Source organism: Streptomyces malaysiense (genome assembly GCF_000980885.2).
Taxonomy (GTDB): Bacteria; Actinomycetota; Actinomycetes; order Streptomycetales; family Streptomycetaceae; genus Streptomyces; species Streptomyces malaysiense.
Window position 1 is genome coordinate 14,825 of sequence record NZ_LBDA02000048.1, and the last position, 18,281, is coordinate 33,105.

19 protein-coding genes are annotated in these 18,281 nt (G+C 71.3%); 8 read left to right on the top strand and 11 right to left on the bottom strand.

All coding sequences use genetic code 11. The features are described from left to right. Window positions 1-59 precede the first annotated feature (59 nt). On the top strand, window positions 60-1,067 hold the full coding sequence (locus tag VT52_RS19900) for a C40 family peptidase (protein WP_276207953.1): 1,008 nt from the start codon (window positions 60-62) through the stop codon (window positions 1,065-1,067). A 175-nt stretch (window positions 1,068-1,242) separates the two neighbouring features. Next, on the top strand, window positions 1,243-1,947 hold the full coding sequence (locus VT52_RS19905) for a phosphatase PAP2 family protein (protein ID WP_046422580.1): 705 nt from the start codon (window positions 1,243-1,245) through the stop codon (window positions 1,945-1,947). Between the two features lie 109 nt (window positions 1,948-2,056). Here VT52_RS19905 and VT52_RS19910 read toward each other — a convergent pair whose 3' ends face one another. Continuing rightward, on the bottom strand, window positions 2,057-3,649 hold the full coding sequence (locus VT52_RS19910; RefSeq protein WP_046422582.1) for an FAD-binding oxidoreductase: 1,593 nt from the start codon (window positions 3,647-3,649) through the stop codon (window positions 2,057-2,059). A 332-nt stretch (window positions 3,650-3,981) separates the two neighbouring features. On the opposite strand from VT52_RS19910, the gene pstS reads away from it, so the two are divergent. The 4 genes from pstS to pstB all read left to right on the top strand — a co-directional run bounded on the left by pstS (window position 3,982) and on the right by pstB (window position 8,154). Then, window positions 3,982-5,118, top strand: a complete 1,137-nt coding sequence (pstS, locus tag VT52_RS19915) for a phosphate ABC transporter substrate-binding protein PstS (protein WP_046422642.1) — start codon at window positions 3,982-3,984, stop codon at window positions 5,116-5,118. A 158-nt stretch (window positions 5,119-5,276) separates the two neighbouring features. Continuing rightward, window positions 5,277-6,266 (top strand): phosphate ABC transporter permease subunit PstC, encoded by a 990-nt coding sequence (pstC, locus tag VT52_RS19920; protein ID WP_046422584.1) that lies wholly within the window; start codon window positions 5,277-5,279, stop codon window positions 6,264-6,266. After that, window positions 6,263-7,342 (top strand): phosphate ABC transporter permease PstA, encoded by a 1,080-nt coding sequence (gene pstA / locus VT52_RS19925; protein ID WP_046422586.1) that lies wholly within the window; start codon window positions 6,263-6,265, stop codon window positions 7,340-7,342. The genes pstC and pstA overlap by 4 nt, the downstream gene beginning before the upstream one ends. Before the next feature lie 35 nt (window positions 7,343-7,377). Then, on the top strand, window positions 7,378-8,154 hold the full coding sequence (pstB, locus tag VT52_RS19930; protein ID WP_046422588.1) for a phosphate ABC transporter ATP-binding protein PstB: 777 nt from the start codon (window positions 7,378-7,380) through the stop codon (window positions 8,152-8,154). Between the two features lie 134 nt (window positions 8,155-8,288). Here the strand turns inward: pstB and VT52_RS19935 are convergent, their stop codons facing one another. Together VT52_RS19935 and VT52_RS19940 are read right to left on the bottom strand one after the other, a co-directional pair. Then, window positions 8,289-9,287: an inorganic phosphate transporter gene (locus tag VT52_RS19935; protein ID WP_046422590.1), complete on the bottom strand. Its 999-nt coding sequence runs from the start codon at window positions 9,285-9,287 to the stop codon at window positions 8,289-8,291. Window positions 9,288-9,294: 7 nt separating this feature from the next. Further along, the gene (locus VT52_RS19940; protein ID WP_015493282.1) at window positions 9,295-9,915 is read right to left on the bottom strand and encodes a DUF47 domain-containing protein; all 621 of its coding nucleotides are present in this window, start codon (window positions 9,913-9,915) and stop codon (window positions 9,295-9,297) included. Between the two features lie 232 nt (window positions 9,916-10,147). Here VT52_RS19940 and VT52_RS19945 point away from each other — a divergent pair, with 232 nt between their 5' ends. Then, entirely contained in the window at window positions 10,148-10,492 is a 345-nt protein-coding gene (locus VT52_RS19945; protein ID WP_046422594.1) for a metal-sensitive transcriptional regulator, read from the top strand. 10 nt (window positions 10,493-10,502) lie between these two features. Here VT52_RS19945 and VT52_RS38025 read toward each other — a convergent pair whose 3' ends face one another. Together VT52_RS38025 and VT52_RS19950 are read right to left on the bottom strand one after the other, a co-directional pair. Beyond that, window positions 10,503-10,664 carry a hypothetical protein gene (locus VT52_RS38025; RefSeq protein ID WP_164932561.1) on the bottom strand — a complete coding sequence of 54 codons (162 nt, stop codon included), beginning with the start codon at window positions 10,662-10,664 and terminating at the stop codon, window positions 10,503-10,505. 130 nt (window positions 10,665-10,794) lie between these two features. Beyond that, window positions 10,795-11,661 (bottom strand): SCO4651 family lipoprotein, encoded by an 867-nt coding sequence (locus VT52_RS19950; protein WP_046422596.1) that lies wholly within the window; start codon window positions 11,659-11,661, stop codon window positions 10,795-10,797. 113 nt (window positions 11,662-11,774) lie between these two features. On the opposite strand from VT52_RS19950, the gene VT52_RS19955 reads away from it, so the two are divergent. Continuing rightward, the gene (locus tag VT52_RS19955; protein ID WP_046422643.1) at window positions 11,775-11,954 is read left to right on the top strand and encodes a hypothetical protein; all 180 of its coding nucleotides are present in this window, start codon (window positions 11,775-11,777) and stop codon (window positions 11,952-11,954) included. 71 nt (window positions 11,955-12,025) lie between these two features. Here the strand turns inward: VT52_RS19955 and VT52_RS19960 are convergent, their stop codons facing one another. The 6 genes from VT52_RS19960 to VT52_RS19985 form a co-directional block, all read right to left on the bottom strand. Further along, window positions 12,026-12,445, bottom strand: coding sequence for an NUDIX hydrolase (locus tag VT52_RS19960; protein WP_046422598.1), 420 nt, complete (start codon window positions 12,443-12,445; stop codon window positions 12,026-12,028). After that, a complete protein-coding gene (locus tag VT52_RS19965; protein ID WP_046422600.1) occupies window positions 12,442-13,479 on the bottom strand; it encodes a CHAD domain-containing protein in 1,038 nt (345 codons plus the stop codon). Before VT52_RS19965 ends, VT52_RS19960 begins: the two co-directional genes overlap by 4 nt. Then, window positions 13,460-15,814, bottom strand: coding sequence for an RNA degradosome polyphosphate kinase (locus VT52_RS19970; RefSeq protein WP_420856293.1), 2,355 nt, complete (start codon window positions 15,812-15,814; stop codon window positions 13,460-13,462). The genes VT52_RS19965 and VT52_RS19970 overlap by 20 nt, the downstream gene beginning before the upstream one ends. A gap of 206 nt (window positions 15,815-16,020) precedes the next feature. Then, window positions 16,021-17,016, bottom strand: coding sequence for a hypothetical protein (locus VT52_RS19975; protein ID WP_046422604.1), 996 nt, complete (start codon window positions 17,014-17,016; stop codon window positions 16,021-16,023). Beyond that, complete coding sequence (locus VT52_RS19980; RefSeq protein ID WP_046422605.1) at window positions 17,013-17,888, bottom strand: ABC transporter ATP-binding protein; 876 nt, start codon at window positions 17,886-17,888, stop codon at window positions 17,013-17,015. The genes VT52_RS19975 and VT52_RS19980 overlap by 4 nt, the downstream gene beginning before the upstream one ends. After that, on the bottom strand, window positions 17,885-18,271 hold the full coding sequence (locus tag VT52_RS19985; protein WP_037653464.1) for a GntR family transcriptional regulator: 387 nt from the start codon (window positions 18,269-18,271) through the stop codon (window positions 17,885-17,887). Before VT52_RS19985 ends, VT52_RS19980 begins: the two co-directional genes overlap by 4 nt. Window positions 18,272-18,281 lie beyond the last annotated feature (10 nt).

An 18,281-nucleotide genomic window follows, 5' to 3' on the forward strand; every position in this document is an offset into this window, starting at 1 on the left:
TGCCGGACGGCCGCGACTCCTACACTGCATTCGGCGGACTGGCCGACGGTGAGGGGCGGTTGACGGTGCGTAAGGCGTGGATCGTCGGTGGTGCCCTCGTGGCGGGCGGGCTGAGCTTCGTCATGGTGCTCGTGGTCGCGGTGTACCTGGTCGCCGGCAACCTCGCGGGGGGCATGGCCGCGGGCGGACGGGCGCTGGCCAAGGGTGCGGTGCCGGCGGCGTACCAGCAACTGGTGCAGAAGTGGGGGAACCTGTGTCCGGCGCTGACCCCGGCGCTGCTCGCGGCGCAGCTCTACCAGGAGAGTGGCTGGAATCCCACCGTGGTGAGCCCGGCCGACGCCAAGGGCATCGCGCAGTTCATCCCGAGCACCTGGGCGACGCACGGCATCGACGGCAACGGTGACGGCAAGCGCGACATCTGGGACCCGAACGACGCGATCCCGTCGGCGGCGTCCTACGACTGCGAACTGGCCAAGTACGTCAAGGATGTTCCGGGCAACGTCTCCGACAACATGCTCGCCGCGTACAACGCCGGGGCGTACCGGGTCATCCAGGCCGGCGGGGTCCCGGGCATCAGCGAGACGCAGAACTACGTCCGGCGCATCAACAGCCTCGCGGAGAGCTTCGCCGCGCCGCCCAGCCGGCTCGATCCCACCCGGCAGGCCGCCGGCGCGATCGACTTCGCGCAGCGGAAGCTCGGCACCCCGTATCTGTGGGGCGGCGAGGGGACGGCCGCGCAGGACGGGCGTTTCGACTGTTCGGGGCTGACCCAGGCGGCGTACGCGAGCGTCGGGATCAAGCTGCCACGCGTGGCGAACGACCAGTACAACGCCGGCCCGCATCCCTCACGCGGTCAGTTGCTCCCCGGTGACCTGGTGTTCTTCTCCCACGACCCCACCGACTCCCGGGCCATCCACCACGTGGGTATCTACGTCGGTGGCGGGTACATGATCGACGCGCCGCGCACGGGGGCGGTGATCCGGTTCGACCCGATCGACGGAGCGGATTATTTCGGTGCCACTCGGGTGACCGAAGATGGCGCAAAAGCGCTCCCCACGACGGTATAAACCGTCCGTGAACCTGCCCCCTGAGCTGCGATGATGAGTCTCTCTTCGATAACGTCTGCGTGATCTTTCGGTGGAGAGTGGAACGCATTGGTGGTGACCGTGCGTTCCTGTTGACGGGGGTCGGTGCGACGCACACGAGGTGCGTCCGGGAAGACGACGAAGGAGCCGCAGCACCATGGCTGTACTCGCCGAATCCGGATCGAACCCCGACGTCGAGCTGCTTTACGACATCAACGGTCTGGCCAGGAGCGCGCCGCACTGGTTCGACCGGATCATGGAGTTCGTGGGCGAGTACGGGCTGCTGCTCGCGATGGTGCTGCTCGTGCTGTGGTGCTGGTGGTCCGTGCGGCGCCGGGGCGCGGAGGACGCGGCGACGTCCGTGGCCGCGCTGGTGTGGGCGCCGCTCGCGGCCGGGATCGCGGTGCTGGTGAACATCCCGATCCGGGGATTCGTGGCACGGCCGCGGCCCTTCGTGGACCATCAGGGACTCGACGTCCTCGTCTCCGGCAAGACCGACTTCTCCTTTGTCAGCGATCACGCCACATTGACGATGGCGCTCGGCGTGGGCCTGTTCGTCGCCAACCGCCGATTCGGCGTCGCCGGGATCGGGCTGGCCCTCCTGGAGGGTTTCTGCCGGGTCTACATGGGTGTGCACTATCCGACGGACGTGATCGGCGGATTCGCCCTCGGGACGGCGGTGACCCTGCTGCTGGCCCCGCTGGCGTCCGCCCTGCTCACCCCGCTGATGAAGGCGGTGGAGCGGGCGCCGGGCGTGGGCTGGATCGTGCGCCGCCGGGCGGCCTTGGACGTGCCGGTGGTCCCGGGCACGCGGCGGTCCGTGGAGCCGATGGACTCCGAGGAGCGGGACCTGGCGGCGTAACCGCGGCCGAGGCGCCCCGTAAGGGGCGCGGGGGACCGCGCGGCGCAGGCCGCGAGGGGCTCGCGCGGCCGGCCGGCCCCGCGAGCCCGGTCCCCGGGGGGACCCGCCCCTACACCCCCTGCGCGTACGAGAAGAAACGCTCCGGGTCGTACTGCGCCTTCACCTTGGACAGGCGCGTCGCCGCGTCCCCGTAGTACGCCTTCCGCCAGTCCGTCAGCGTCGGGTCGGTGTAGTTCTGGTAGGCCGCGCCGGACGCGTAGGGGGCCATCGCCTTGTGGGCCGACGTCAGCCACGACTGCGCCGAGCCGCCGGACGACCCCGCGGGCCAGGACGCGATGTACTGCGCCAGCATCCGCGAGCGCCGGTGCACGAAGGCGGTCGCCGTCGGCGCGACCCGGTTCACCGCACCGCCGAGCGCCGTGAACGCGACGCTGCCCGCCCCACCCCGCACCCCCGCGATCTGGCGCAGCACCGTCTGGATGCCCGCCGCGGAAAGCGACCGGTCGAAGAAGTCGGAGCGGGCCGCGTACGTCTCGCGCCCGAGCGCCCCCTGCGCCGAGCGGCCCGGCGTGCCGCCGGGCAGATGGCACTGGGCCTGCGCGGAGAAGGAGGAGCACCCGGCGTAGATCTCCATCGCCTCCTCGTAGCCCCGCCGGTGCAGGGAGACGGAGGTGGCATCGGCGCCGGCCTGGTGGGCGAGGCGGTCCACCGCGTTCTTCAGCTCGCCGTAGGTGCCGATGGAGAAGCAGGAGACGGAGACCGTCGGCGTACGGCCCGGCGCGCACGCCAGGTGCAGGGAGGACCAGATCTCGTCCGGCTGCGTCGGCCCCCACTCCTGCCATGCCTTGAGCACCGCGGCCGCCTTCGACCACGGCCAGGACAGGTAGGCGGTGACCGCCTGGGGCGCCGGATGGGTGCGGAAGTGCAGCTCGGTGACGACGCCGAAGTTGCCGTTGCCCGCGCCGCGCAGTGCCCAGAAGAGGTCGGGGTGGTGCGTCGCGTCCGCGGTGATCTGGTTGCCGTCGGCCGTGACCAGGGTCGCCTGGGTGAGGCTGTCGCAGGTCAGGCCGTACGCGCGGGAGACGACCCCGTGGCCGCCGCCGAGCGCCAGGCCGGAGACGCCGACCGTGGGGCAGGAGCCCGCGGGTATGGTCACGCCCTTCGCGGCCAGCCCCCGGTACACGTCGATCAGCTTGGCGCCGGCGCCGACCACCGCCTGGCTGCCGCTCACCCGTATCCGGTCCAGGCGCGAGACATCGATGATCAGACGGTTGTCGCCGGAGGAGTAACCGGCGTAGGAGTGGCCGCCGTTGCGTATCGCCACCCGTATGTGCCGGTTCTTCGCGTACGACAGGACGGTGCGGATGTCGGCGGCGTGCGCGACGTAGGCGACCGCGGCGGGCTTCAGCCCGTCGAAGCGGGTGTTGTACAGCTGGTGCGCGGTCTTCCACTGGGCGTCGCCGGGCCGCACCAGGGAGCCGTCGAGATCACGGCCGAGGGCGGTCCAGTCGGCTGGACCGCTCGCTCCAGCCGTACGCGCGCCGGTGGTCCGCATCGCCGTGAGTGACGACGAGGAAGCCCCGGACGCGTCCGAGGGGTGTGTCCCGGCCGCGGCGGAGTGCGCCCCGCCCGTACCGCACGCGGTCAGTGCCGTCGTCGCCAGTGCGGCCGCGCCGCCCGAGATGAACGTACGCCGTTCCATGTCTCCGTCGCCTTTCCGCGGCCTGGGTGGCCTCCGGGAGACGAGACGACGGCAGGTACACCGGGGTTCCCCCGCAGGGGTGCCGAACACCGGATATGTGCGCCTGCGCCCCGGTCGTCGGAATCGACGCGTGCCCTCCCCGTAAGCATTCCGTGACCTCACCGGGCCGATGGCAGGGGTTCACCCGCCGTTCATTTACGGCCTTCGGCCGCTTCACCTGATCTGCCTAATTTCGGCCTTACCCGGTGCGGAGTGCGGTTCGGATGCGCTCACCGCACCCCACGACTTCGCACGCCGCCGACAGCGGCGGCTCCTGGAAGGAACTCCCGAACGTGAAGCTTCAGCGCAAGAACCGGCTGCGTGCCGTGACCCTCGGTGCTGTCGCCGTCTCCGGTGCCCTGGCCCTGACGGCGTGCGGCTCGGACAACAACAACGACGGTGGTTCGAAGAGCTCCTCGTCGGCGTCGGCCCAGGCCGGCTCGGTCAAGTGCGACAGCGCCAAGGGCAACCTGCTGGCGTCCGGTTCCACCGCGCAGCAGAACGCCATCGGTCAGTGGTCCAAGGACTTCATGGCCGCCTGCTCCGGCGTTCAGATCAACTACAAGGGTGTCGGCTCCGGCGCGGGCATCCAGGAGTTCCTGCAGGGCAGCACCGCCTTCGCCGGCTCTGACTCCCCGCTGAAGCCCGAGGAGATCGCGCAGTCCAAGAAGGTCTGCAGCGGCGGCCAGGCCATCGACCTGCCCATGGTCGGCGGCCCGATCGCGGTCATCTACAACGTCGAGGGCGTCGACAACCTGACCCTGGACGCCAAGACGCTCGCCCAGATCTTCGCCTCGAAGATCAAGAAGTGGAACGACCCGGCGATCGCCAAGCTGAACCCGGGCGTCAAGCTGCCCGACCTGGCGATCCAGGCCTACCACCGCACCGAGGACTCGGGCACCACGGACAACTTCACCAAGTACCTGAAGGCCGCCGCGCCGGCCGACTGGAAGTTCAGCGGCGGCAAGGCGTGGCAGGCTCCGGGCGGCCAGTCCGCCAAGGGCTCCTCGGGTGTCGCCGCCGGTGTGAAGCAGACCAACGGCGCCATCGGCTACGACGAGCTGTCCTACGCCACCTCGGGCAAGCTGCAGATGGCTCAGCTGGCCACCGGCGCCTCCAAGCCGGTCGCGCTGACCACGGACTCGGCGTCCAAGGCGATCGCCGACGCCAAGATCGTCGGTACCAACGGCGACCTGGCGCTCCAGCTCAACTACGCCACCAAGGCGGAGGGTGCCTGGCCGATCGTCCTGGTCACCAACGAGATCGTCTGCGACAAGGGCAACAAGGCCGACACGCTCCCCGCCACCAAGGCGTTCCTGAACTACATCGTCAGCGAGGACGCCCAGGCCAAGCTCGCCGACCAGAGCTACGCCCCGCTGCCGGCCGAGATCGCCACCAAGGTGCGGTCCGCGATCAGCAGCCTGTCCTGACGCTCCGGGCGTCCGTCCGGTCCCCACGGGGAAACGGACGGACGCCCGTGGCAGGCCCGGTCCCGCGGTCATGACGAACGCGGGACCGGACCGGCGTCACCACCCATCCGGTGCACCGCCGCCGGGGGAGCGATCCCCCAACCAGACCGGAGAACGTCATGGGAATACCTGTAGAAAAGACCTCACCCGCGCCTCCCGCGGGACAGGGAGCACGACCCGTCACCCGGCTCGGTGACCGCGTCTTCTCGGGCCTGTCCCGGGGGTCCGGCATCCTGCTCCTCGTGATCATGGCCGCGATCGCGGCCTTCCTCGCGGTCCGCGCCGTCAGCGCCATCTCCGCGGACCACGGCAACTTCCTCACCACCTTCGAGTGGAACGCGAACGCCACCCCGCCGGTCTTCGGCATCGCGGTCCTGCTCTACGGCACGCTCGTCAGCTCGGTCATCGCGATGGTCATCGCGGTGCCCATCGCGGTCGGCATCGCGCTGTTCATGACGCACTACGCACCGCGCAAGCTGGGCGGCGTCCTCGCCTGGATCATCGACCTGCTCGCCGCCGTGCCGTCCATCGTCTACGGCCTGTGGGGCGCCCTCTTCCTGGTGCCGCACCTGGGCGGGCTCACGTCCTGGCTGGACACGTACTTCGGCTGGACGGTCGTCCTCGACCAGAGCAATCCCGGAACCGCGCCCCGCAACCTGTTCACCGTGGGCATCCTGCTGGCGATCATGATCCTGCCGATCATCACCAACGTCAGCCGCGAGGTCATCCGCCAGGTCCCGCAGGCGCACGAGGAGGCCGCGCTGGCCCTCGGAGCGACCCGCTGGGAGACCATCCGCATGGCGGTCCTGCCGTTCGCCCGCTCCGGCATCATCAGCGCCTCCATGCTGGGCCTCGGCCGCGCTCTCGGCGAGACCATGGCCGTCGCCACCGTGCTGTCCTCCTCGGACGTGCTCAGCGCGCACCTGCTCGACCCGGGCGGCGGCACCTTCGCCGCGAACATCGCCGCGCACTTCGGAGAGGCCACGGAACTCGGCCGTGACGCCCTCATCGCCTCCGGTCTGGTGCTCTTCGCGATCACCCTGGTGGTCAACGGCGCGGCCCGGCTGATCATCGCCCGCCGCAAGGAGTACTCGGGGGCCAACGCATGAGCCACACCATGACCGACCAGCGCCCGACCACGGACCCCCCGGTCCCGGGCAGTGTGTTCACGCACCGCCGGATGCCCCGCTGGGCCCCGGCCGCCATCGCCGTGATCGCCGTCGCCCTGGGCGTGGCGATCGGGCTGGCCTTCGACCTGTCCAGCCACGTGCAGTGGGGCCTGATCGCCCTGGCGCTCTTCGTCCTCGGCACCTATGTGACCACCGCGCTGCTGGAGGACCGCCGCCAGGCCAAGGACCGGGTGGCCACCAGCCTGGTGTGGGCGTGCTTCGTGCTCGCCGTCGTACCGTTGTACTCGCTGGTCGAGACCACCTTCGCCAAGGGCGTGAAGGACCTCGACGGCCGGTTCCTGACCCACTCCATGGCGGGCGTCCTCGCGACCGACGAGGGCGGCGGCGTCTACCACGCCATCATCGGCACCCTGGAGCAGGTGGGCCTCGCCTCGCTGATCGCCGTGCCGATCGGGGTACTGACCGCGATCTACCTCGTCGAGTACGGGCGGGGCAAGCTGGCGCTGGCGGTCACGTTCTTCGTGGACGTCATGACCGGTATCCCGTCCATCGTGTCCGGTCTGTTCATCCTGGCCTTCTGGATCCTGGTCCTCGGCTTCTCGTACTCCGGATTCGCCGGCTCGCTCGCGCTGGTCATCCTGATGATCCCGGTCGTCGTGCGGTCCACCGAGGAGATGCTGAAGCTGGTGCCCAACGAGCTGCGCGAGGCGTCCCTGGCGCTCGGCGTGCCGAAGTGGCGCACCATCCTGAAGGTGGTCCTGCCCACCGCGCTCGGCGGCATCACCACCGGCATCATGCTGGCCGTGGCCCGCATCGCCGGAGAGACCGCGCCGGTCCTGCTGCTCGTGTTCGGCAACCCGATGATCAACAACGACCCGTTCAACGGGGCGCAGTCGTCGTTGCCGTTCTACATCTACGAGCAGTACCTCCTCGGCACGGACCAGGCCTACAGCCGTGCGTGGTCGGCGGCCCTGGTCCTGATCGCCTTCGTGATGATCCTCAACCTGGTGGCCCGCGGCATCGCCCGCTGGAAGGCCCCGAAGACCGGTCGCTGACGCGGCCCTCGGCGACTGACGGAAGTGAAGTAGTAATGGCCAAGCGAATCGACGTAAGCGGGCTGACCGCCTACTACGGTCCCCACAAGGCGATCGAGGACATCTCGATGACCGTCGAACCGCGCTCGGTGACGGCGTTCATCGGGCCCTCCGGCTGCGGCAAGTCGACGTTCCTGCGCACCCTCAACCGCATGCACGAGGTCACCCCCGGCGGGCGGGTCGAGGGCAAGGTGCTGCTGGACGACGAGGACCTGTACGGCACCGGGGTGGACCCGGTCGCGGTGCGCCGCACCATCGGCATGGTGTTCCAGCGGCCCAACCCGTTCCCGACCATGTCGATCTACGACAACGTGGTGGCCGGGCTGCGGCTGAACGGCCGGTACCGCAAGAGCGAGCTGGACGAGATCGTCGAGAAGTCGCTCAAGGGCGCGAACCTCTGGAACGAGGTCAAGGACCGTCTCAACAGGCCCGGTTCGGGGCTGTCCGGCGGTCAGCAGCAGCGTCTGTGCATCGCCCGCGCCATCGCGGTGGAACCGCAGGTGCTGCTGATGGACGAGCCGTGCTCGGCGCTCGACCCGATCTCGACGCTCGCGATCGAGGACCTGATCGGTGAGCTCAAGGAGCGGTTCACGATCGTCATCGTGACGCACAACATGCAGCAGGCGGCGCGGGTCTCCGACCGTACGGCGTTCTTCAACCTCGCCGCGGTCGGGCAGCCGGGCCGGCTGATCGAGATCGACGACACGGAGCGGATCTTCTCCAACCCGTCGGTGCAGGCGACGGAGGACTACATCTCCGGCCGCTTCGGCTGAGCCGGCGGTGGCGTAGGACTCCTCGCGGTGCTGCATGGCGGTGCCACCGCGAGGACGCGAAGGGCCCGCCCCCGGGGTACCGGGGGCGGGCCCACGTCGTTCCTCCCCGCCCCGGGGGCGGGAGGAGCCGGAGGTCAGAGGACCGTCAGCTTCTCCAGGCCGAAGGCCAGCGCGGCGACCAGTGCCGCCGCCGGCATCGTGATGAACCAGCCCAGGACGATGTTCTTGGCCACGCCCCAGCGCACCGCGTTCACCCGCTTGGTCGCGCCGACGCCCATGATGGCCGAGGTGATGACGTGCGTGGTGGAGATCGGCGCCTTGAAGAGGTAGGCCGTTCCGAACATGATCGACGCGCCGGTCGCCTCCGCGGCGAACCCCTGCGGCGGATCGAGCTCGATGATCTTCCGCCCGAGCGTGCGCATGATGCGCCAGCCGCCGGCGTACGTACCGAGCGACAGCATCAGCGCCGAGACCAGCTTCACCCACACCGGGATGGGGTCGGCGAACGTCCCGTGCCCGGCGATGACCAGGGCCATCACCACGACACCCATCGTCTTCTGGGCGTCCTGGAGGCCGTGGCCGAGGGCCATGCCCGCCGCGGAGACCGTCTGCGCTATGCGGAAGCCCCGCTTGGCCTTGTGCGGGTTGGCGCGGCGGAAGAGCCACATGATCAGCAGCATCACGAGGTAGCCGACGATCAGACCGACGACCGGGGACAGGAACATCGGCACGATGATCTTGTTGACCACGCCGTCCCAGTGGACCGCCGTACCGCCCGCGAGCGCCGCTCCCACCAGGCCGCCGAACAGCGCGTGCGAGGAGGACGAGGGCAGGCCGAAGTACCAGGTGACCAGGTTCCAGGCGATCGCGCCGAGGAGCGCGGCGAAGAGGATGCCCATCCCCGTCCCGCCCGACGGCGTCTCGATCAGCCCCTCGCTGACCGTCTTGGCGACCCCGGAGCCGAGGAACGCGCCGGCGAGGTTCATCACGGCGGCCATCGCCAGCGCCGCCCGCGGGGTCAGCGCCCGGGTGGAGACCGACGTGGCGATCGCGTTCGCCGAGTCGTGGAAGCCGTTGGTGTAGGTGAACAGAAGCGCGACCGCTACGGTCACGACCAGAGCCAGGGTGCCCATCGACGCCTCAGGACTCCTTGACGGCGATGGTCTCCACCGTGTTCGCCACGTGCTCGAACGCGTCCGCCGCCTCTTCCAGCACGTCCACGATCTGCTTGAGCTTCAGCACCTCGATCGCGTCGTACTTGCCGTTGAAGAGGTGCGCCAGCAGCTTGCGGTGGATCTGGTCGGCCTGGTTCTCCAGCCGGTTGACCTCGATCCAGTACTCGGTGAGGTTGTCCATGGTGCGGAGGTTCGGCATCGCCTCCGCGGTCAGCTCGGCCGCGCGGGCCAGCACCTCGATCTGCTGCTCGACTCCCTTGGGCAGTTCCTCGACGTTGTAGAGGACGACGAGGTCGACGGCCTCCTCCATGAAGTCCATGATGTCGTCCAGGGAACCGGCGAGGGCGTAGATGTCCTCGCGGTCGAACGGCGTGATGAACGAGGAGTTCAGCTGGTGGAAGATCGCGTGCGTGGCGTCGTCACCCGCGTGTTCGGCTGCCCGCATACGCTCTGCGATCTCGGCTCGGGCGGAGGAGTCCGCCCCGAGCAGTTCCATCAGGAGTTTCGAGCCGGTGACGATGTTGTCCGCGGAAGCGGCGAACATGTCGTAGAAGCTCGTCTCCCTGGGGGTCAGACGAAAGCGCACGTGGGGTCCTCGGGGTGCTTCGGTTTCGGTCAGGCCGATGCTAGGCGCATCATCCGGCCACGGCTATCGGGCCGCCCTCCAGTGTCGCCCATTGAACAGAGCGATCATCACGGGGGCGTACCAAGGCCCCCATACCCAGCAAAATTCGGTACCATATACCCAGTAGGGGTATGCCGGGCGATATGTCCCCCGGTGTGTGACCGAGAACACCCGTCCGAGATGGAGGCCCGTTATGACGACCACCGAGGCCGGCGCCACGGCGTCCTCCGAGCAGACGGACTGCGGTGAGCACGTGACGCACGGTTACCACAAGCAGAAGGGCGAGCACCTCAAGCGGCTGCGCCGGATCGAGGGGCAGATCCGGGGCCTCCAGCGGATGGTCGACGAGGACACCTACTGCATCGACATACTCACCCAGGTCTCGGCCTCCACCAAGGCGCTTCAGTCCTTCGCGCTCCAGCTGCTGGAGGAGCACCTGCGGCACTGCGTGGCGGACGCGGCCCTCAAGGGCGGGGACGAGATCGACGCGAAGGTGGACGAGGCGACGAAGGCGATCGGCCGCCTGCTGCGCACCTGAGGCCGGCGCCTCAGCTGTCCCGTTCCTGCCGCTCCACCCGCAGCACCTCGTCGATGCTCTCCAGGCTGAGCCGGTCCTCGGCGGCCGAGGCCGCGATGATCAGCTCGCCGCACAACTCGATCTCGGCGAGGGCCACGTGGTCCTGAACCGCCGTACCGCCGACCGCCGCCACCCGCCTCACCTCTTCCCTGACGTCACCGAACTCCTAGGGTAGGAGGCGGTTTACCTACCGCGCATGGCACGGACGGGCTACTTACGGGGTGGCGTCAAGGGACTAGTACGAGGCCGGCGGGTGGCTGGATTCAGGCCCCGCCGGCCCCCGCGTCCTCCGCGATACGGCCGGCGTAGATGTCCCGTTCCCGGGGCAGCGCGACGACGGCGGGGGCGCCGAAGTCGTACAGCAGAGTCGTCGAGGTGACCGCGACGGGCGTCTTCCGCCGGCCGTTGACGAAACTGAAGCGCTGGCGCAGCTTGCGCAGCCGGCCCTGGTCGTCCAGATAGGCGTCGAAGGGCACCCGGGCCGTGGCGAACCCTTTCGCCGCGGCTGCCAGGGAGTTCCGTACGTCGGCGGGCGCGTACCGGGCCGCGCGGGCGAGGTCGGCGGTGCCCCGGTAGTGCCGCACCGGGACGCCGGCGAGCTCGGTGCGGCCGACGTAGCTCGCCTGCCGGGTGCCGCGCAGCACCTCGGCGGCGGTGTACGGGTCGGTGACACCGCCGGTGACCAGATTGCCGTCGGACAGCGTGGCCGTCTCCACCCGCACCCATTTGTCGGCGGGCACCCCCGCCCCCCGGTTCTTCATGAACAGGGCGCCGGGCGCGAGGAGTTCGGTGAGCGGACGGTGCTCGGCGGCGCCCGCGGGATCCTCGGGGAGCACGACGGTCAGCCGGCCGAGCCGGTGGACGTAGTCGTAGACCCCCTTGCCGCGGATGGTGACCCGGGTGCCGCCCGTGGCCATCTCCATGGCGGTGCCGGCCTTGGAGCTGCCCGCGTCGGTCAGCGCCGCGGCGGCACCGGTCAGCAGGGTGACCGGATCGCCCGCGCCGCTGCTGACGTCCTCGGCGGGGAGCCCGAGGTCCGAGCAGCCGCCCACGCCCGTGCCGAGCGCGAGCGTGAGACCCAGCGCACCGGCCGTCCTGCCCGTGCGCCGTCTGTACTGCCGCCGTTCCATCGCCCTGCCTTCCCCCAGCCGGTACGTCCGTTACGGCTTCTTGTCGTCCGGTCAACGACGAGTGGGGGACCGCCGTCACGCTCTGCCCTTGGCTTCTCGGTACGGTGGACGGCGTGGCGGAGCAGGACGCGCGGGACGCGGACCATCTGACGACGACGACCGAACAGGGCCGCTTCTGCGTGGCCCGCTGCACCTGCGGCTGGCGCGGCCCGGCCCGCAGGGCGCGCAGCCAGGCCAGAACGGACGCGGCCGGGCACACACAGGCGCCGGCGGCCGGGTACGCGAACGGCTGAGTCGGGGCTTAGGGCCGGATCAGGGCGCGGTGCCGGACCCCGCGAGCCCGGCATGATCCAAACGAGAGGCCTTAGCGGAGGATCGCGGCGATGGCCGCCAGCGCCGGGGGGATCAGGTCCCTGTCGTGGGGATGGGTCAGGCGCTCGCGGGCCTCGTCCGGGGGGAGCCAGAGGAGTTCGGTGACCTCGTCGTTGGGGGCGAAGGCGCCGCCCGTCGACTCGGCCGCCCAGTACGTGACCTCCTTGGGGCGGCCCGCGTGGTCGACGTAGCGGGCGGTCGGCAGGCCGGTGCCGAGCCGGCAGGTGTGGCCCGTCTCCTCCTCGACCTCGCGCAGCGCCGCCGCGTGGGGCGTCTCCCCCCGCTTCAGCTTCCCCTTGGGCCAGGACCAGTCGGACCACTTGGGGCGGAAGACCAGGGCGAGTTCGACACCGCCGGCGGGCGAGCGCCGCCACAGCACGCAGCCCGCGGCCCGTACGGGGGTCCCGGTCATACCGTCTCCACCGCCTCCCGCTGCCAGGCGCGCTGGAAGGCGAACCGGGCCGCCTCCACCTCGTGGCGCTGGTCCGCGTGCAGCACGCCGAGCGCGTAGGCCGTGGCGGGGGCGATGCGGGGGGTGCGGGCGGCCTGGGCGGCGGCGGCCGCCGCCTCGGAGGCGTCGCGGTGCCGGTTCAGGGCCTGGCCCGCCGCCAGCAGACGTACGTCCACGGGGGTGCCGGGGACCAGCACCTCGCGAGCGTAGCGGTGCAGGCGCAGCAGCAGCCGTACCTGGTGCCAGGGGCCGTCCTGGGGGTGCGGGGACGGATCCGGGGACAGGCCGTGCACCAGCGCCTCCGCGTTGTACGGGTGGCCCGCGGTGAGCAGCGGCAGCGCGGTGACGGCGTCGGTGAGCCGCTCCCGCGCGGCGCCGGCGAGGGGGCGCAGGTCGGTGGTGGTGGCGGTCGGGGTGAGGGGGACCTCGCTGGCGAGCACGGCGACCTTGTCGGCGACGGCGTGGAAGCGGCTGGAGCCGAGCGCCTGGAGGGCGGTGGAGTGGGCGCGGGTGCGGGCGAGGGTCAGCTGCCGGTCGAGCAGGGCGCCCGCCTTCGCCGCACCCACCGTCAGCGTGCCGCGCTCCGGCGGGGCGGCCGCGGGGCCGGCGGACACCGTCACCTGCTCGGGGAAGGCCGCCGCCCCCGACAGCCGGTGCAGCGCCTGCAACAGCCTCTCCAGCCGGGCCTCGTACGCGTGCTCCAGGGCCAAGGTGCCCGAGAGCCAGGCAAGTTCGGGCCGCATCGACTCCGACCAGGCGGGGTCGAGCAGGGGGCGGTAGGTGTGCAGGCTGCCGCTGATGCGCCGGGCCGAGCGGCGCAGGGCGCGGGCCGCGTCCACGGACCCCTCGCCGGAGCCCGTGGCGCCCCCGGTCTCCCGGTGCAGGCGCAGGGCGCGCAGGAACTCCGTGGCGTGGGTGCGCAGATAGCCCGCGAGAGCGTCCCCCGTCACCACCTCGGCCGTGGGGTCCGTCGGGTCAAGGTGTTGCTGTGCCACGCCGGCGCCTCCGGGCGTCTATGAGCATCTCCTGGACGTTGCGCAGGGGTTGGCCGTCCGCGTCGGTCGCGTGCCGCGTCCACTCGCCGTCCGGGCCGAGGTGCCAGGACGCGGTGCTGTCGGACATGCCGGTGTCCAGCAGCCGGTTTATGGCCGCGCGGTGGCCGGGGTCGACGACCCGCACCAGGGCCTCGATCCGCCGGTCGAGGTTGCGGTGCATCATGTCCGCGCTGCCGATCCACACCTCGGGCTCGCCGCCGTTTCCGAAGGCGAACACCCGGGAGTGCTCCAGGAAGCGGCCGAGGATCGAGCGGACCCGGATGTTCTCCGACAGCCCCGGGACGCCGGGCCGGATCGCGCAGATGCCGCGGACCCAGACGTCCACCGGAACGCCCGCCTGGGCGGCCCGGTAGAGGGCGTCGATGACGGCCTCGTCGACCATCGAGTTGACCTTGATGCGGATGAACGCCGGGCGGCCCGCGCGATGGTGCTGGATCTCCTTGGTGATCCGCGATATCAGGCCGTCCCGCAGGGACTTGGGGGCGACCAGCAGCCGCCGGTAGGTCTCCCGGCGGGAGTAGCCGGACAGCCGGTTGAACAGGTCGGAGAGGTCCGCGCCGACCTGCGGGTCGGCGGTGAGCAGGCCGAGGTCCTCGTACAGCCGCGCGGTCTTCGGGTGGTAGTTGCCGGTGCCGACGTGGCTGTAGCGGCGCAGGGTCTCGCCCTCCTGGCGGACCACCAGCGACAGCTTGCAGTGCGTCTTCAGGCCGACCAGGCCGTAGACGACGTGGCAGCCGGCCTCCTCCAGCTTCTTCGCCCACTTGATGTTGGCGTGCTCGTCGAAGCGGGCCTTGATCTCCACCAGCACCAGGACCTGCTTGCCGGACTCGGCGGCGTCTATGAGCGCGTCCACGATCGGGGAGTCGCCCGAGGTGCGGTACAGGGTCTGCTTGATGGCGAGGACGTCCGGGTCCTCGGCGGCCTGCTGGAGGAAGGCCTGCACGGAGGTGGAGAAGCTGTCGTACGGGTGGTGCAGCAGCACGTCCCGCTGGCGCAGCGCCGCGAAGATGTCGGGCGCGGAGGCCGACTCGACCTCGGCGAGGTCGCGGTGGGTGCCCGCGACGAACTTGCGGTACTTCAGCTCGGGCCGGTCCAGGCCGTGGATGCGGAACAGGCCGGTGAGGTCGAGGGGGCCGGGCAGCGGGTAGACCTCGGCCTCGGAGATCTTCAGCTCGCGCACCAGCAGGTCGAGCACCTCGCGGTCGATGGACTCCTCGACCTCCAGGCGCACCGGCGGCCCGAAGCGGCGCCGCATGAGTTCCTTCTCCAGGGCCTGGAGGAGGTTCTCCGCGTCGTCCTCCTCGACCTCCAGGTCCTCGTTGCGGGTGAGCCGGAAGGCGTGGTGCTCCAGCACCTCCATCCCCGGGAACAGCTCTTCGAGGTGCGCGCCGATGACGTCCTCGACGGGGACGTACCGGCCGGGGCTGGACTCCAGGAAGCGGGAGAGCAGCGGCGGCACCTTCACGCGCGCGAAGTGCTTGTGGCCGCTGACCGGGTTGCGCACCACGACGGCCAGGTTCAGGGACAGGCCGGAGATGTACGGGAAGGGGTGCGCGGGGTCGACGGCCAGCGGGGTGAGGACGGGGAAGATCTGGTGCCGGAACAGCGTGAACAGGCGGGCCTGCTCCTTGTCCGTCAGCTCGCTCCAGCGCACCAGGTGGATGCCTTCCTCCGCGAGCGCGGGGGCGACGTCCTCGTGGTAGCAGGCGGCGTGCCGGGCCATCAGCTCGCGCGAGCGGGCCCAGATCATCTCCAGGACGTCGCGCGGCTGGAGCCCGGAGGCCGAGCGGGTGGCCACGCCGGTGGCGATGCGGCGCTTGAGACCGGCGACCCGGACCATGAAGAACTCGTCCAGGTTGCTGGCGAAGATCGCCAGGAAGTTGGCCCGCTCCAGCAGGGGCGTGTCCGGGTCCTCGGCCAGTTCCAGGACGCGTTCGTTGAAGGCGAGCCAGCTGCGCTCCCGGTCGAGGAAGCGGCCCGGGGGCAGCGGGGCGCCGTCGGCCGGGGACTCCTCGTACACGTCGAGGTCCGCGTCGATGTCCGGTTCCAGGTCGGAGACCGCGGGGGTCACGGTGCGCGGCCGGTGCGCCGCGATGGAGCCCACGGGGGGCTGCGGGTGCTGTGCCTCTGCCTGGGTGTCTTGCTGGCTCATGAACCCATTCTTCCGCGCGACCGCCGCGGCAGGCGCGTCGGAACGTGCGGGCGGGAGCGTCACGGTCCCGTGGCCCGCTGGCCCCTCCGGGGGCGGCGAAGGCTCTGGCACGACGGGTTTCATTGGCCGAGCGTCGCAAGCTCGTCTGAATCGATGGTTACGGAGACATGACGTGCGGGATAGCGCGGGGCGGCTCCCGGGGGTCCGGGGTGCGGGGGGAACGGATTCCGCGGCGGCTCGGGCAGGGGCGCGCAGGCCCGGAAGAGTTCGAAAGCGCGGGTGCGGGACCGTACGGCGCCGTACGGTCCCGCACCCGGTGGGAGAAGGCGTCAGGCGGTGGCCCGCGCGGCGCGCAGCGTCCCGGTCTGCCGGCGCAGCACCAGGAAGCAGCCGGTGACCAGCAGCGCGGCGATCGCCAGGGTCAGTGCGGCGGTGGTGAGCTGCAGGCCCCAGAGGTCGGAGTGCGGGTGGTAGGTGTTGTAGCGGCCGGTGAAGTGGGCGTACGCCGCGTCGCAGGAGGCGTTGGAGTCGCACGGCGGGGGCGGCACATGGGCGCCGGAGGAGGTCACCATGCCCTGGTCGACCACCAGGCCCTTGCCGAGGAAGCCCTGGTCGACGGTGCTCAGCCGGGTCACCGCGGGCCACAGGTGCGGCATCGCCAGCTCGGTCAGCCCGCGCACACCGCCTGCCACCAGCACGCCGAGGGCCAGCGCGGGCAGGGTGCGGCGCAGCAGCAGGCCGGCCAGGGCGCCGGCCGCGAGTCCGGCGAGGGCCATGGCAGCGAGGGTGGGCCCGCCCGCGTGGAAGGTGAAGCGGTCGTACCAGTCCTTGGCGGAGTCGATCCGGCCCTGGCCCGCGGCCCAGGCGCGGTGGTGCAGCCAGGCCAGCAGTCCGGTGCAGACGGTGACGCCGAGCGCCGGGACGGCGAGGCGCACGGCCAGCCAGCGGGCCGGGGAGGTGGCCTGGGTCCAGGCGAGCCGGGCGGTGCCGGACTCCAGCTCCCGGCCGGTCAGCGCGGCGCCCGCCCAGCCGGCCACCAGGAAGGGCAGCACGTTCAGGGCGATGGTGGCGTAGTTGTAGTAGTCCTTGTAGCGCAGGATCGCTTTCTGGTCGTAGGTGCACCGCTCGGTCATGCCGCAGTTCCTGACCTGCCGCCAGCCCTCCGCCGCGGCGTTCAGGAGCGGGCCGTCGAGGGCGAGGAGCAGGGCGGCCAGGGCGAGCCACAGTACGGCCCAGGTGTACAGCGCGGGCCGGTGCAGGCGCAGCAGCCAGCGGGTCTGCCGGGGCCGGCCGGCGGGCGCGGCGGTCAGGGTCAGGGCGCTCACGCGGCACGCTCCTCGGTCGGGTTCGGTGCGCCGGCGCCCCGCAGATGGGCGAGGACCAGCTCTTCCAGGGTGGGCGCGGTGGCGCGCCAGTCGTCGGCGAGGGGTCCGGCCGGGCGGATCAGCGCGGTGAGCTGGCGGCCGGTGACGCGGGACTCGACCACGCTGTGCGGGCCGAGGTCGGTGGTCGCGGCGGCGCCGCTGACCCGCAGATGGGCCGCGAGCAGCTCGTCGATCTCACCGGCCAGCCGGACCCGGCCGCCCGCGACCAGCAGCAGATGGTCGCAGGAGTCCTCCAGCTCCGCGATGACGTGCGAGGACAGCACGATCGTGGTGCCGTGCGTCGCGGCCTGGCCCATCAGCGTGCCCATCAGCTCGTGCCGGACCAGCGGGTCCAGGTCGGCCATCGGCTCGTCCAGGAGCAGCAGCTCGGGCCGCTTGCCGAGGGCGAGGGCGAGGGCGACGCGGGTGCGCTGGCCGCCGGAGAGGGTGCGGACCCGGGCCGCCGGGTCCAGGCCCTCGACGACGTGCCCGGCGAGCTCCGCGTCCCAGCGCCCGGGGTTGAGGTCGGCGCCCATGCGCAGGGTCTCCGCGACGGTGAGCTGCGGGTACAGCGGCTTGTCCTGGGCGACGTAGCCGACCCGGTGGCGGGCCCTCGCGGGGGTGGTGCCGAGGACGGCGAGGTCGCCCTCGGTGGGGGCCGTGAGCCCGGCGGCGAGGGACAGGAGGGTGGACTTGCCCGCCCCGTTGGGGCCCACGACGGCGCACACGCGCCCCGTAGGCAGGCGGAACGCGCAGTCCCGCAGTGCCCAGCCGCCCCGGCGGCCGAACCGTTTTGCCAGAGCGTCGGCCCGCAGGGCCGTGTCGCTGCTCATGACGGATCTCCCTGGAAGTGCTTGTCGAGTACGGCGGTGAAGAGCGCGGCCACGTCCTCCCGCTCCAGGCCGGCCGCGTCGGCGCGGCGGGCCCAGTCCTCCAGCTCCGTGCGGAGCGGGGAGTCGGCGGGGGCGGCGCCCAGCGCTCTGCGCACGAAGGTGCCGAGTCCGCGCCGTGCCTCGACCAGGCCCTCCCGCTCCAGTTCGCGGTAGGCCTTGAGGACGGTGTTGGGGTTGATGGCGGTGGCCTCGACGACCTCGCGGGCCGTCGGCAGCCGGTCGCCGGGGCGCAGCAGGCCGAGGCGCAGGGCCTGCTTGGTCTGCTGGACGATCTGGACGTACGTGGCGACACCGCTGTGCCGGTCGATGCGATATTCGACCACGCGAGCACCA

Coding starts and splice junctions, on each gene's coding strand:
- VT52_RS19905 (WP_046422580.1), top strand. CDS start 1,243: ATGGCTGTACTCGCCGAATCCGGATCGAACCCCGACGTCGAGCTGCTT.
- VT52_RS19910 (WP_046422582.1), bottom strand. CDS start 3,649: ATGGAACGGCGTACGTTCATCTCGGGCGGCGCGGCCGCACTGGCGACG.
- pstC (WP_046422584.1), top strand. CDS start 5,277: ATGGGAATACCTGTAGAAAAGACCTCACCCGCGCCTCCCGCGGGACAG.
- pstA (WP_046422586.1), top strand. CDS start 6,263: ATGAGCCACACCATGACCGACCAGCGCCCGACCACGGACCCCCCGGTC.
- pstB (WP_046422588.1), top strand. CDS start 7,378: ATGGCCAAGCGAATCGACGTAAGCGGGCTGACCGCCTACTACGGTCCC.
- VT52_RS19935 (WP_046422590.1), bottom strand. CDS start 9,287: ATGGGCACCCTGGCTCTGGTCGTGACCGTAGCGGTCGCGCTTCTGTTC.
- VT52_RS19945 (WP_046422594.1), top strand. CDS start 10,148: ATGACGACCACCGAGGCCGGCGCCACGGCGTCCTCCGAGCAGACGGAC.
- VT52_RS19950 (WP_046422596.1), bottom strand. CDS start 11,661: ATGGAACGGCGGCAGTACAGACGGCGCACGGGCAGGACGGCCGGTGCG.
- VT52_RS19960 (WP_046422598.1), bottom strand. CDS start 12,445: ATGACCGGGACCCCCGTACGGGCCGCGGGCTGCGTGCTGTGGCGGCGC.
- VT52_RS19970 (WP_420856293.1), bottom strand. CDS start 15,814: ATGAAACCCGTCGTGCCAGAGCCTTCGCCGCCCCCGGAGGGGCCAGCG.
- VT52_RS19980 (WP_046422605.1), bottom strand. CDS start 17,888: ATGAGCAGCGACACGGCCCTGCGGGCCGACGCTCTGGCAAAACGGTTC.